The sequence below is a fragment of the Methylobacterium sp. J-076 genome (assembly GCF_022829405.1).
In the GTDB taxonomy this organism is placed as follows: Bacteria; Pseudomonadota; Alphaproteobacteria; order Rhizobiales; family Beijerinckiaceae; genus Methylobacterium.
On sequence record NZ_JAKSXW010000118.1, the window covers coordinates 1 to 12,791 of the forward strand.

At 72.6% G+C, this 12,791-nt stretch carries 11 protein-coding genes and 1 tRNA gene; 6 read left to right on the plus strand and 6 right to left on the minus strand.

The features are described from left to right. Nucleotides 1–193: 193 nt before the first annotated feature. Complete coding sequence (locus tag MKK53_RS11305) at nt 194–1,099, minus strand: helix-turn-helix domain-containing protein (protein WP_243928799.1); 906 nt, start codon at nt 1,097–1,099, stop codon at nt 194–196. Between the two features lie 255 nt (nt 1,100–1,354). On the opposite strand from MKK53_RS11305, the gene MKK53_RS11310 reads away from it, so the two are divergent. The 3 genes from MKK53_RS11310 (at nt 1,355) to MKK53_RS11320 (ending at nt 4,419) form a co-directional block, all read left to right on the plus strand. Continuing rightward, nucleotides 1,355–2,509: an NADH:flavin oxidoreductase/NADH oxidase gene (locus MKK53_RS11310; protein WP_243928800.1), complete on the plus strand. Its 1,155-nt coding sequence runs from the start codon at nt 1,355–1,357 to the stop codon at nt 2,507–2,509. A 70-nt stretch (nt 2,510–2,579) separates the two neighbouring features. Continuing rightward, on the plus strand, nt 2,580–2,816 hold the full coding sequence (locus MKK53_RS11315; protein WP_243928801.1) for a DUF485 domain-containing protein: 237 nt from the start codon (nt 2,580–2,582) through the stop codon (nt 2,814–2,816). Nucleotides 2,817–2,829: 13 nt separating this feature from the next. Next, nucleotides 2,830–4,419 carry a sodium:solute symporter family transporter gene (locus MKK53_RS11320; protein WP_243928802.1) on the plus strand — a complete coding sequence of 530 codons (1,590 nt, stop codon included), beginning with the start codon at nt 2,830–2,832 and terminating at the stop codon, nt 4,417–4,419. 239 nt (nt 4,420–4,658) lie between these two features. Here the strand turns inward: MKK53_RS11320 and MKK53_RS11325 are convergent. After that, nucleotides 4,659–4,734: transfer RNA gene (locus MKK53_RS11325), tRNA-Phe, on the minus strand. Between the two features lie 226 nt (nt 4,735–4,960). Here MKK53_RS11325 and MKK53_RS11330 point away from each other — a divergent pair. The 3 genes from MKK53_RS11330 to MKK53_RS11340 all read left to right on the plus strand — a co-directional run bounded on the left by MKK53_RS11330 (nt 4,961) and on the right by MKK53_RS11340 (nt 8,518). Further along, nucleotides 4,961–6,283: an MFS transporter gene (locus MKK53_RS11330; RefSeq protein WP_243928803.1), complete on the plus strand. Its 1,323-nt coding sequence runs from the start codon at nt 4,961–4,963 to the stop codon at nt 6,281–6,283. Between the two features lie 193 nt (nt 6,284–6,476). After that, nucleotides 6,477–7,433, plus strand: coding sequence for a DUF6925 family protein (locus MKK53_RS11335; RefSeq protein WP_243928987.1), 957 nt, complete (start codon nt 6,477–6,479; stop codon nt 7,431–7,433). 20 nt (nt 7,434–7,453) lie between these two features. Next, a complete protein-coding gene (locus MKK53_RS11340; RefSeq protein ID WP_243928804.1) occupies nt 7,454–8,518 on the plus strand; it encodes a HoxN/HupN/NixA family nickel/cobalt transporter in 1,065 nt (354 codons plus the stop codon). Nucleotides 8,519–8,618: 100 nt separating this feature from the next. Here the strand turns inward: MKK53_RS11340 and MKK53_RS11345 are convergent, their stop codons facing one another. From MKK53_RS11345 to MKK53_RS11360, 4 genes are all read right to left on the minus strand, one after another. After that, nucleotides 8,619–9,515, minus strand: a complete 897-nt coding sequence (locus MKK53_RS11345; protein ID WP_243928805.1) for a hypothetical protein — start codon at nt 9,513–9,515, stop codon at nt 8,619–8,621. 255 nt (nt 9,516–9,770) lie between these two features. After that, entirely contained in the window at nt 9,771–10,277 is a 507-nt protein-coding gene (locus MKK53_RS11350) for a copper chaperone PCu(A)C (RefSeq protein WP_243928806.1), read from the minus strand. 96 nt (nt 10,278–10,373) lie between these two features. Continuing rightward, nucleotides 10,374–11,030 carry a CpaD family pilus assembly lipoprotein gene (locus MKK53_RS11355; protein ID WP_243928807.1) on the minus strand — a complete coding sequence of 219 codons (657 nt, stop codon included), beginning with the start codon at nt 11,028–11,030 and terminating at the stop codon, nt 10,374–10,376. Further along, nucleotides 11,027–12,610, minus strand: a complete 1,584-nt coding sequence (locus tag MKK53_RS11360; protein WP_243928808.1) for a type II and III secretion system protein family protein — start codon at nt 12,608–12,610, stop codon at nt 11,027–11,029. Before MKK53_RS11360 ends, MKK53_RS11355 begins: the two co-directional genes overlap by 4 nt. Nucleotides 12,611–12,791 lie beyond the last annotated feature (181 nt).

The window sequence follows — 12,791 nt, forward strand, 5'->3', positions numbered from 1 at the left end:
CGGCTCGCGGATGATCGAGCGCGCCCTGGCCCGGGAGATCGGCGGGACCGCCGAGATCGACTACCGCCCCCGGGGCGTGGTCTTCACCGCCGACGCGCCCCTGCTGGAAATCACCCGGGACTGACCCGGCCGCCGGGCGGCGCCCCGGTCCTCCGGCGGCCGGGCGCCCGGGATTGTGGGCGACTTCAGGCGCTCATGCCTGCCCGCCGAGCCGGTAGCCCTTGGGAGTGAGCCCGGTGAGGCGGCGAAACGCCGTCGCGAGGTGGCTCTGGCTCGAGAAGCCCGTATCCAGCGCGATCGAGGTGATGGCGAGGTCGGTCGAGAGCAGCATCGTCTTGGCCCGCTCCACCCGACGGGACAGCACGTATTGGTGGACCGTCGTGCCCCATTGCCGGAGGCAGGCACGGGACAGGGAGCGCGGGGATACGCCGACCTCGCGGGCGATGAGTTCGAGGGACAGGTCCTCCGCGAGCCGCGCCTCGATCAGGTCGCGGACGCGCCCCAACTCGCCCCGATCCAGCACCTCCCGGTCCGGCCCCATCCGCGATGAGCGGCCGTTGGCCGTGTAGCGGCGGACGAGGCGCACGACCATGGCGTGGACCAGCTCATCGACGTAGAGCGCCGAGGAGGGGTCGGGCTCCTCCCGCATGATCTCCAGGATCGACAGCGCCAGCTGCTCCAGGAGCGGGTCGGCCGTGCCCAGCGGAACGTCGAGTTCGACCCGCGGGGCGGCCGCGCTCCACATCTGGCCCGCGGTCTCGTCGATCAGTCCCTGGCGGAGGTGCATCGCCAGCATCTCGGAGCGCCCCCGCCTCTGCCACTCGCTCTCGTCGTGGGCCGGGATCAGGTGGAACTGGCGCGGGCGCAGGGTGCTCGTCTCGGTGGCGCCGCCCCGCCCGATGCGGCGGTGGATCTGCGCGGGACGGTTGACGCAGTAGCCGAGGCAGGGGTTGCCGACCGGGTCGAGCGTCCCCGTCCAGGGCTCCACGGCGACGTGCTGGGCATGGATGTCCCGCCAGCCGCGGCCCGTGCTGCGGGCCAGCGCGATGTTCTTCGGCCAGGAGCCGATGTCACGCGTCCGCATCGTCGTGCCCGTCATGTCCTCGGTCTCACTGACACGCCCCGGCGGCGCCTCCCCGCCCCACGATGTCCGGAATCTGTTCGAACCCGGCGTGAATCTGGAAGAAAGCTTTGAAAGGCTAACGGCAGTCTAGCGCTCGAACAAGTCATCGGCGGGAAACAGGCAGGCATTCAGCTGCCTGTTCCTCGACAGTATTGGCTGATTTTCGAGCACAGCGCTCGCGTCTCCGGCAGGATGCTTGGCGGGACGGGGCGGGTGGGGAGACCGCGGACCATGTCCTCACTGTTCAGCGAACTGCGGGTTCGCGACGTCACCCTGCGCAACCGCATCGCGGTCTCGCCGATGACGCAGTTCTCGTCGCCGGACGGCCTCGTGAACGATTGGCACCTCGCGCATCTCGGCTCGAAGGCGGCCGGCGGGGCCGCGCTCGTGGTGGTGGAGCAGGCGGCGGTGGCGCCGGAGGGCCGGATGTCCACGCAATGCGCCGGCATCTGGAACGACGCGCAGGGCGAGGCCCTGGCCCGCATCGCCCGCTTCGTCTCGTCCGTCGGGGCGGTCCCCGGCATCCAGCTCGGGCATACGGGCCGGCGGGGCTGCGTCGAGCCGCCGTGGAAGGGCGGCGGCCATCTGCCGGAGGACCATCCCGACGCGTGGGAGATGATCGGCCCCTCCGCCGAGGCCTTCGGCGGGGCCATGCCGCGGGTCCCCCGCGCCATGACCCACGAGGACATCGCGACGGTGACGCGCCAGTACGCCGAGGCCGCGCGCCGGGCGCGGGAGGCCGGCTTCGAGTGGCTGGAGATCCACTGTGCGCACGGCTTCCTGCTGTCGAGCTTCTTCTCGCCGCTCGCCAACCGGCGCACCGACGCATACGGCGGCGATTTCGCCGGGCGCAGCCGGTTGCTCGTCGAGGTCTTCGAGGCCGTGCGCGCGGAATGGCCCGAGCGGCTGCCCCTCTCCATGCGGTTCGGCGTCACCGAGTTCGCCCCCGGCGGCCAGACCATCGACGAATCGGTGGAGCTCGCCCGGCTGCTCGCCCCCCGGGGCCTCGACCTCGTGGACGTCTCCTTCGGCGGCAACTCGGGCCGCGCCCAGACCCCGTGGGACGAGGAGGGCTTCATGGTCCCGGCGGCGCAGCGCATCCGGGAGGAGGCGGGCGTCCTCACCGCCGCGAACTGGAACCTCGCCGACCCCGTCTTCGCCGAGGCGATCGTCAAGGAGGGGCAGGTCGACCTCGTGATGCTCGGCCGGCCGATGCTCGCCAACCCCCATTGGCCCGTCTACGCGGCGATGGTCCTGGGCGAGGCGCGCCCCTACGACATGCTGCCGGTCCAGTTCAGCACCTGGCTCAACAAGTATCAGCGCAGCCGCGTCAACAACGGCTTCGGCCGGGTGGTCGCCGATGCCGCCGCGAACGCCGCCGAGTGACCGGCAGGCCCGTGATTGTTCCCCCAGCGCCGGAGATCGACCGATGTCAGCCGACCGAATAGTCGCCGAAGTGGCGAAGAACGATCTGCCCCAAGCCCGCCTCGGCTGGACCATGGCCCTCGTCCAGACCCTGATCTACGGCACCTTCGTCGGCACCTTCATCGTGTCGCCCGCCACCATGACGCGGCCGCTCGCGCCCGGGATGGCCGTGACGGTCGGCACCGTCGGCGGGCTCGCCGCCATCCTGTCCACCATGGTCCTGACGGGGCTCTACGTCCTGCTCGCCAACCGTCTCACCGCGCGCTGAGGAGGCCGACACCATGCCAAGGTCCATACTCGCCACCCTGCTGCTCCTGGGCGCCACCGCCCCGGCGCTGGCCGGCGATTCCGGCGGCGGCGGCCTCAACGCCGCGGCGATCGGGATGTTCGTCGGCATCGTCCTCGTGACGCTGGGCATCACCTACTGGGCGGCGCGGCGCGCCCATTCGGCGGACCAGTTCTACGCGGCGGGGGGCCAGATCTCGGGCTTCCAGAACGGTATCGCGCTCGCGGGCGACATGATCTCGGCCGGCGCGCTGCTCGGCCTCGCCGGGCTGATCTGCTCCTCGGGGTTCGACGGGCTGATCTTCGCCGTCGGCTACGCCACCGGCCTGCCCTTCGTGGTGTTCCTGGTGGCGGAGCGGCTGCGGAAGCTCGGCCGCTACACGGTGGCCGACGTGCTGGCGACGCGCCTGTCGGAGACGCCGATCCGCATCTTCACCGCCATCGCGACGCTCATCATCGTGATGTTCTACCTCATCGCCCAGATGGTCGGGGCGGGGCAGCTGATCCGGCTGCTGTTCGGGCTCGACTACCTCTACGCGCAGATCCTCGTGGGCGCGCTGATGATCTGCTACGTGATGTTCGGCGGCATGGTGGCGACGACATGGGTGCAGATCGTCAAGGCGGCGCTGCTGCTCACGGCCGGCGTCGCGATCACCCTGCTCGTGCTGGCGCGGTTCGGCTTCGATTACGACAGCCTCGTCGCCCGGGCCATCGCGGTGCATCCGAAGCACGCCGCCATCATGATGCCCCAGGTCTATTCGGGCAGCGTCTGGCAGTCGATCTCGCTGGGCATGACCCTGATGCTCGGGGCGGCGGGCCTGCCGCACGTGCTGATGCGCTTCTTCACCGTCCCGGACACCCGTGCGGCCCGCGTGTCGGTGTTCTGGGCCGTGATGTGCCAGAGCGGCTTCTTCGCCCTCATCTTCGTGATCGGGTTCGGGGCGCTGGCCATCGTCGGCGGGGATCCGGCCTATCTCGACCCCAAGGGCGGCATCCGCGGCGGCGGCAACATGGCCACCGTCCACCTGTCCCACGCCCTGGGCGGCGACACGCTCATGGGCCTCGTCTCCGCGGTGGCCTTCGCCACGATCCTGGCGGTGGTCGCGGGGCTGACGCTGACCGGGGCCTCGGCGGTCTCGCACGACCTCTACGCCCGCATCCTCGGCCGGGGCCGGGCGAGCGAGCGCAGCGAGATCCGGGCCTCGCGGCTCGCCACCGTCGCCCTCGGCGTCCTGTCGGTGCTGCTCGGCATCGCCTTCCAGACCCAGAACGTCGCCTACATGATCAGCCTCGCCTACGCGGTGAGCTGCAGCTCGACCCTGCCGCTGCTGATCCTGGCCCTCTACTGGGGCGGGCTGACCACCCGCGGGGCGATCGCGGGGGGCGTGACGGGCCTCGTCGGCGCCGTCCTCCTGACGGTCCTCGGGCCGCCGGTCTGGGTGAAGGTGCTCGGCAACGCCGCGCCGATCTTCCCCCTCGATCCGCCCACCATCGTCACGATGCCGCTGGCGTTCCTGACCGCCTTCGTGGTCTCGGTGCTGGACCGGCGCCCCGCCTCGGCCTCGGTGATGTCCCCCGCCGTCTGAGACCCCGCCTCCGCGGCCTCGCGCTCCCCACGGAGGCGAGGCCGCTTCGTCGCGTGACCGTGAAGGGCGCCGGCCTCGACCGCGCCGGTCGGGGCGTGGCGATGGGCCGGCGGCCAGACGGGACGGGGCCGCAGACCGGCGGCGGGACGCGGGGCGAACAGCGCGCTGCGTGGCGCGGCCGCTTCAGCGTCATCGTGGAGGGGATTGGATTTCCGAGGCGAAAGCGCTGCTCAGAAGAATGGTGCCCAGGGGCGGAATCGAACCACCGACACTGCGATTTTCAGTCGCATGCTCTACCAACTGAGCTACCTGGGCATCCTCGCGTGCCGAGTGCGGCGGCGGCGGACGGCGGGGGTATAGTGAGTGCCGAGGCGCCTGTCCAGCCTCACCGTGCGCTTCTTGTCGGCCATCGCGAAGGGCCGGGATCGGGGCCGCCCTCCCCTTCTCCCGCACGCGCGCTAAGTCGGGCCGACCCCGGTCGTCGGGGGGCCGGTCGCAGCGGCCTCGCGCGGCACGGGCCGGAGCCTCGAACGGAATGGACATGGCCAAGCCCGCCGCCCCGGCGCTTCACGCCCTCGACCGGAAATCGGTCGGCGCGGTCGTCCTCGGCAACGCCCTCGAATTCTATGATTTCACCGTCTACGCCTTCTTCGCGAAGCCGATCGGCGAGGCGTTCTTCCCCTCCTCGGACGCCAGCCACAGCCTGCTCGCCTCCCTGGCCCTGTTCGGGGTCGGCTACGTCATGCGCCCCATCGGCGGGGCGGTGATCGGCGCCCTCGCCGACCGCGCCGGGCGCAAGCCCGCCATGCTCCTCACCATCGCCCTGATGGCGATCGGCATGCTGATCCTGGCCGTGTGCCCCGGCTACGCGCAGATCGGGGGCTGGGCGCAGGCCATCGTCATCGCCGGGCGGTTGATCCAGGGCCTCGCCCTGGGGGGCGAGGTCGGCCCCTCGACGGCCTATCTCCTCGAGGCCGCGCCGCCGCGCCACCGCGGCTTCGTGGCGAGCTGGCAGATCGCCAGCCAGGGCTGCGCCGCCCTGCTGGCGGGGCTGATCTCCACCCTCCTCGCCCTCACCCTCGGGGAGGCCGCCATGGCGGCCTGGGGCTGGCGGGTCATGTTCCTCCTCGGCCTCACCGTCGTCCCGGTCGGCCTCATCATCCGCAGCCACCTCCCCGAGACGGCGGGCGAGGGCGAGGATCCGAAGGCCGCGGGCTCCGCCCGGGCGGTCGTCGGCCGGCTCCTGCGGGAGCACGGGCGGCTGCTCGGCGTGACCTTCCTCGTCATCGCCGCCTCCACCGTCTCGAACGCCGTGGGGACCAACATGCCGGTCTATGCCGGGGCGACGCTGGGCCTCAGCGAGACGGCCGCCACCGCCGTCCCGATCGCCCTGGGCCTCGCCTCGGTGGTCTTCCCCCTCCTCGGCGGCTGGCTCGCCGACCGCTACGGCCGCCGTCCGGTGATGATCTGGCCGCGGGCGGCGATCCTCGTCCTGGCGGTGCCGGCCTTCGTGTGGCTGCTCCGGGCGCCGGGGCCGGCCGCCGTCTACGCGGTGACCTTTCTGCTCTCGGCCCTGTCCTCCATCAACGCCGCCGCCATCATCGTCGGCATCCCGGAGGCCCTGCCGCGCTCGGTGCGCAGCACCGGCCTCGCCCTGGTCTACGCCCTCTCCGTCTCGGTCTTCGGCGGCAGCACCAACTTCGTGATCAACTGGCTGGTCACCACCACCGGGGACCGCCTCGCGCCGGCCTACTACCTCGCCGCCTTCAGCCTCGTGGGCACCCTGGCGGCCCTGCTCCTGCCGGAGACCAAGGACCGCGACCTCGACGCCGAGACCGCCGCCCCGGGCGGCGCCGTGGCCTAGAGGCGGACCTCGGCCCGACCGCCCCGGGCCGGCGGCTCCCGCCGTGTGTGGTATCCTGCCGCCCGGCGGGGCCGGCGTCCCCGTCCGCGCCCGGGGGATCGTGACCGAGCGGGGATCCGCCCCCGGCCGGGGCGGGCCGCGCCCGGCATCCGTCCGGCGCCAGGATGCCCCGGCGGGCGTGACGGGGGTGGCGATGGGCGGGGCTGAGACGGGTTTCGGCGACGGGGCCGTCGGCTCCCTCCTGCGGGCCGCCCTGGGGGATCCCGAGGCCGCCTGGAGCCTCGGCAGCTTCGGCGCCCTCGCCACGTTCCGCCGGGACCGGGACGAGGCCGTCGCCCCGCCGGAGGGCGGGCGGTGCGGGGCCGTGACGGGGCGCGGGGCGATCGCCCTGGCGCCGCCCCCTGGCCTTCGCCCCCTCGCCTATGAAACGGCGTTCGCCACCGGCTGGAGCCACGCCGTCGCCCTGTGCCTGCCGGAGGCGGACTGCGCCATGGCGGGCCGGGGCGTCCTCACGGAACTCGGGCCCGACGGTGGGGCCGCCCGGGGGCGGGATCGCGGGGGGATCCTGTTCGATCTCGGGCTCGGCCTGCGGGCGGCCGATGCCTGCATCCGCACCGCCGACCCGGCCCTGCTGGCCGCCCTGCGCGCCGGGGTCGGCCGGGCGCTCTTCGCCGCCGGCAATCCCCTCGGGGACCTCCTGGCCGCGGCCGGTCCGCACCGGGTCTTCGTCACGCGCGTCGGACGGATCGAGGTGTTCGGCCCGGTGGCGGAGCCGGACCCCACCGCCCCCCGGACCCATATCCTGCCGCAGATCCTGCGCGCCCGCCGCACGCACGCCGCCACGGCGCCGATCCCGGCGGGCCTGGTGCCCTGCGGCGCCCTGCACCCGCCCCATCCCTGCAAGGATGCCCTGGGGCGGACGATCCCCTTCCGGCGGGTGCGGCACGACGCCTTCCAGCGCCTCCTGGACGCCTTCGGTGACCCGGCGCTGGTGGCGGCCAAGCGCGCGGCGGAGGCGGGGCGGGACTTCTCCCCTGGACCCGGCACGAACCGCCGCTACCTTCGGGCGGCGCAGAGGGCCGCCGCGGTCCAGGCGCCCCACCTGCACGGCGCCGATGCCGGGGCCGCCTCCCTCAGCCACGACGCGTGACAGTGGAACACATCCCCCCCGTGACGACCGCCGCCCCGAGCGACGCGCCTGCGCCCCGCCGCGTCCGGCGGCGGCTGGGCCTGCTGGCGGTGCTGCTGGTCGCCGGCAATGCCGGGGCGTGGCTCTGGGCCTGGAGCGCCTTCGCCGGCCGCCCCGCCCTCCTCTCGACGGCCCTGCTCGCCTACGTCTTCGGCCTGCGCCACGCGGTCGATCCCGACCACATCGCCGCCATCGACAACGTCACCCGCAAGCTGATGCAGGCCGGGCAGCGCCCGGTCTCGGTGGGGCTGTGGTTCGCCCTCGGGCACTCCACCGTCGTGGTGGCCGCCGCCGCGGCGGTGGCCCTGGCCACGACGAGCCTGCTCACCGCCTCCGAGGAGTTCCGGCAGATCGGCAACCTGATCGGTACCGGCGTCTCGGCCGGGTTCCTCGTGCTGATCGGCCTCGTGAACCTCGTGGTGCTGGCCGGCGTCTGGCGCAGCCTCCGGCAGGTGCGCCGCACCGGGCGCTACGTGGAGGCAGACCTCGACGGCGTGCTCGCCGGCCAGGGCTTCCTCGCCCGCCTGCTGCGCCCGCTGTTCCGCCTCGTCACCCGCTCCTGGCACATGTACCCGCTGGGCTTCCTCTTCGCCTTGGGCTTCGACACCGCCACGGAGGTGAGCCTGTTCGGCCTTTCGGCGGCCGAGGCGAGCCGGGGGGCCGACCCGTGGTCGATCCTCGTCTTCCCGGCCCTGTTCACCGCGGGCATGGCGTTGATCGACACCGCCGACGGCGTGCTAATGCTCGGCGCCTACAGCTGGGCCTATGTCCGGCCGATGCGGCGGCTGTTCTACAACCTCACCATCACGGCGATCTCGGTGGTGGTCGCCCTGGGGGTGGGGACGCTGGAGGCCCTGAACCTCATCGGCGACAAGCTCGGCCTGGAGGGACGCTTCTGGAGCGGGATCGGTGCCGTGAACGACCATTTCGGCATGCTCGGCTTCGGCATCGTCGGCCTGTTCGCGGGCGCGTGGCTCCTCTCCGCCCTCGTCTACCGCTTCGGCGGCTTCGACCGCGCCGACGTCGTCCCCGTCGAGCCCCGCTAGTCCTTCTTCTGTCATCCAAGGATCACAGAAAATGGTCTAATCCCTTGCCTTTCCCGCATTTTCTTACGCCGAACCGGCATCCACTTCGGCGGAAAATGCTCTAGCGGCCGGCGGCGGGTCCACGCTCCGCGGCGACCCGCCCTGCCCCCTCCCCCGGCACGGGGGCCGGGACGACGGGCTCCGGCGCCGCCTCACCGGCGGCCGGGGAACTCGCGGACCGGTTCGCCGAGAGGAGCAAGGGCAACTCGCCCCGGAAGTAGAACGGGCCGACATGGGTCGCCCGCACCCAGGGCGCCGCGTAGATCCGGCCGCCGATCTCCCGCCACCGCTTGCAGAAGGTCAGGTCCTCCGACAGCAGCCGCCCGTCGGGCTCCCGGTCGAAGGCGAAGTACTCGACCATGATGTCGACGTTCGGCACGAGGTGCCCGTAAGGGGCGGGGAGCGTGGATCGGGCCGCCGGATAGGCCTCCTCCAGCGCCGCGAGCGCCGTGCGGGAGAGCAGCATCAGCCCCGCGCCGCCGGCGTGGATCTCATTGAGCCCGTCCGCGACGAAGGCCTCCCGGCCGTCCAGCCCGTAGAAGATCGCGCTGTAATCGGCCATGTACAGGGCGACCTCGTGGGGCGCGAGATCCGGCTGCCGGCGGGCCGCGTCGACCACCGCCTGCCAGTTGATGTGCTTGGCCGGATAGGGGCCGAGGACCACATCCTGCTGCGCGGCGAACATGCGCACGATGTCGGCCCCCTCGAAGCCGAGATCGGCATCCAGGAACAGCAGGTGCGACAGGTCGCTGTGGTGCATGAAGGCCGCCGCCGCCACGTTGCGCTGCTCGTGCAGCAGGGCCGTGCCGCTCACGTAGAAATAGTCGAAGCCGATCCCGGCCTCGGTGCAGGCCTTCTGCAGGGAGAGCAGGCCGGAGACGTAGGGCATGTAGCAGGCGGCGCCGTAGGCCGGCGTGGCGACGAAGATGCCGGGGCGGACGGAGTCCGGTTCGACCATCGCTGCGAATGCTCCGAATCGGCGGGGTGGCGAGGGGCTGACCGCGCTCTACCGCAGCGCTCTGCCGGCGCCAACACCATATTCGGACAATCGTTTCGAGACTATTCCCACAGATAGATTGTATATCTTGGTATGACTATACTGTAGGTTGCAAAACTTCATGCCCTCCGGGCCGGCTGCGGGGCGGGCTGATTCTTCGCGCCCCGACGCGGGGCTCGGCCCCGCGTCGGCGGAAGGGCTGGCCCTCCCGGCGCCTCAATGATGGTGGGACGCGCCGTGCTCGGTCTCCAGGGCGCCGTCCCCCGGCGCCTTGGCGGCGAGGCTTTCCACCGTGAAGGCCACCGGCACGGCGCCGGCCTTGGCGAAGGTCAGGGTGCCCTTCACGGTCGCGCCCTTCTTCAGCGGGTCCTTGAGGCCGAGGAACATCAGGTGGAAGCCGCCCGGCTTGAGCGCCACCGTCTCCCCCGGCTTGACGACGAGCCCGTTCTCCACGGGGGCCATCTTCATCACGCCCCCCTCCATCGTCATGGAATGGATCTCGACGCTGCCGGCCTCGTCGAAGGTCCCGCCGGTCAGGGTGTCGGGCTCGGTGCCGGTGTTGGTGACGCTGAGATAGCCGCCCGCGACCTTGGCCCCGTTGGGGGTCGCCCGCGACCAGGGATGGCCGATCTTCAGCGAACCGGCGGTGAAGTCCTCCGCGGCGGCGGCTCCGGCCAGGAGCGGCGAGAGGCACAGCAGCACGATTCGGGCACTGACACGCATGGATGGTCCCTCCGTTCGGGCATCGTCCGCCGACGTGGATGCCGGCCCGATGGGTACAGCCCCGCTCGCGGGCGGGTCAACGCCGGGGCCGGCCGGTCAATGCCCGGCCGCGCCGGGGTCGATCACCCCCTGGCCGAAGCCGGGGCCGCCGGGGGGGGTGGTACGGTAGCGCGCGATGGCGAGGCTCGCACGGGCGCCGTCGGCGGGGACGACCGCATCGTTCCCGTGCAGGTCGGCGGGGTCGTTGACCATCGCCGCGAGGTTGCGGCGGTTGGAGCAGCCGAGGGTCGGCTCGAAGTCGTTGTCGTTGACCGAGGGGTCGATGATGGCCAGCGACGGGCAGAGGGGCGCCACGGCGACGAAGCGGGTCGCCAGGACCTCCACCGCGCCGAACGGGGCGGGCCCCGGCACGACCTGGATCTTCAGCGGATCGACGCCGGCCCGGCGCGCCTCCGCCGCGACGGCACGCAGGACGGAGCGATCCCGCCCGTGGAGTTCGAGATGCAGGGCATCGATCCGCCCGCGGCTGACCTCCCCCAGGACGACGGCGAGGCGGCGGAGGGGCAGGCCCCCGCGCCCCACGAGGAGACGCACCGGCTCGCCCTCGACGCGGACCTCCTGGCCGTCGCCGAACGTCGGCGGCGGGGGGCCTGCGAGGGCCGGCGGCGGCGCGGCGGGGGTGCAGGCCGCCAGCGCCGCGAGGGCGATCCCCGCCAGGAGCCGCCGCGCCGGCATCGGACGCCGCGGGCTCATTCGACGCCGAGCCCGGCATCGCCCGTGAGCCCCACCGATCCCTTCCGCGGCGCCCTGCGGCCGGACGGCGCCTTCGTCTGCGCGTTGAGGAGGACGCGCCCGGCATCGGTCGGCGGCGCGATCCGGTCGGTGGGGGCGTCGAGGGACTGAGGCGAGGCCGTGGCCCGCACGATGTAGGGCGTGACGATGATCACGAGCTCGGTCTCCTCCTTCTGGAAGGCGCTGGAGCGGAACAGGGCGCCGAGGATCGGGATGTCGCCGAGCCCCGGCATGCTGCCGATGTTCGTCGTGAAGTTCTTGCGGATCAGCCCGCCGATGGCGAAACTCTGGCCGCTCGCGAGCTCCACGACCGTGTCGGCCGAGCGCGTGGTCAGCCCCGGCACGTTGACCCCGTTCATCGCCACGCCGTTGGCGGCGGTGAGTTCGCTGACCTCCGGCCGGACGTGGATGTTGATGAGGTTGTTCGACAGCACCGTCGGCTGGAATTCGAGGCTCGCCCCGAAGCGCCGGAACTGGATGGAGGTCTGCCCGAGGGCCTGGGCGATGGGGATCGGGAATTCGCCGCCCGCGACGAAGCTCGCCTTCTCGCCCGAGATCGCGGTGAGGTTCGGCTCGGCCAGGATCGAGACGAGCCCGGCCTCGGCCAGGGCATCCAGGGTGGCCGAGACGCTGTTGACGCCGTCCGAGTAGCTGACGCCCACCGAGTTCGTGCGGCCCGTGGTCTGCGCCATGCCGACCCTGCCCCCCGAGACGACGGTGAAGCCCGCGGGGCCGGCGCGGGTGTTGGCGTTGATGTTGATGCCGAACTCCTTGAGCACGCTGCGGCGGACCTCCGCCACGCGCACCTGGAGGTTGACCTGGAGCGCGCCGGTGACCCGCAGGCGGTTCGTCACGGTCGCCCCCTGGCCGAGGAACTGGGCGGTGATCGCCTTGGCGGATTCCACCAGGGCGGCGTTCGGCAGGGAGCCGCTGAGCGCCGCCCCGCCCGGGGTGTAGGTGACGCTGATGCGGTAGTCGCCGATCTCGTTGCGGAGCAGCGTGCGCAGCTCCTCGATCGGCTGGGTCACCGCCACGCCGTATTCGGCGACCGGATCGCCCGCGGCGTCCAGGGCGAACAGGCTCGTGCGGCCGGGCTTCTTGCCGAACACGAAGACGACCTGGTTCGAGGGCGCCTGGATGTCGGCGATGGTCGGATCCGCGATGAAGATCGACGTCGCCGGGCGGTTGAGCCGCAGGGTCTGCCCCCGCGACACGTTGAGGATCAGGTCCCCGCGCGCCGCCGTGGCGGGCCCCCTCGACGCCTGACCCGGATCGGCCGCCGCCGCCGCAGCCGCCGCCTTGGGGCCGGCGCCGGTCTCCGCCGCCGCCGGGGCCGGCTCGGGGTGCGCGCCCGCCCCGGATTCCGGGGGGGGCTCCGCCTTCGGGTGCACCCGGATCGAGATCGCCACCGAGCCGGGATCGTACGGCGGCGGCTGGCCGGGCCCCGAGGGTTCGGCGGCGGCAACGGGTGCCGCCAGGGCGAGGGCCACCCACCCCAGGGCCGCCCCCACCACCCGCCGTCTGGTCCTCGCTCCGAACATCCGCTTTGCCAAGGAGGGTCACCACATGTCGGTTCGGGCGAGCCGCGCGGGCGTCGCCCCCGAGGGCCGGTGCGTCCTGTCGATTCGAACGCAGTCCGTCCGCCGCGGACCATAAGGCACTCGCGCCCGGGGGGAGTGACATATCGATCACGTCTTCGGCTGTACCCATGTAATCGCACGG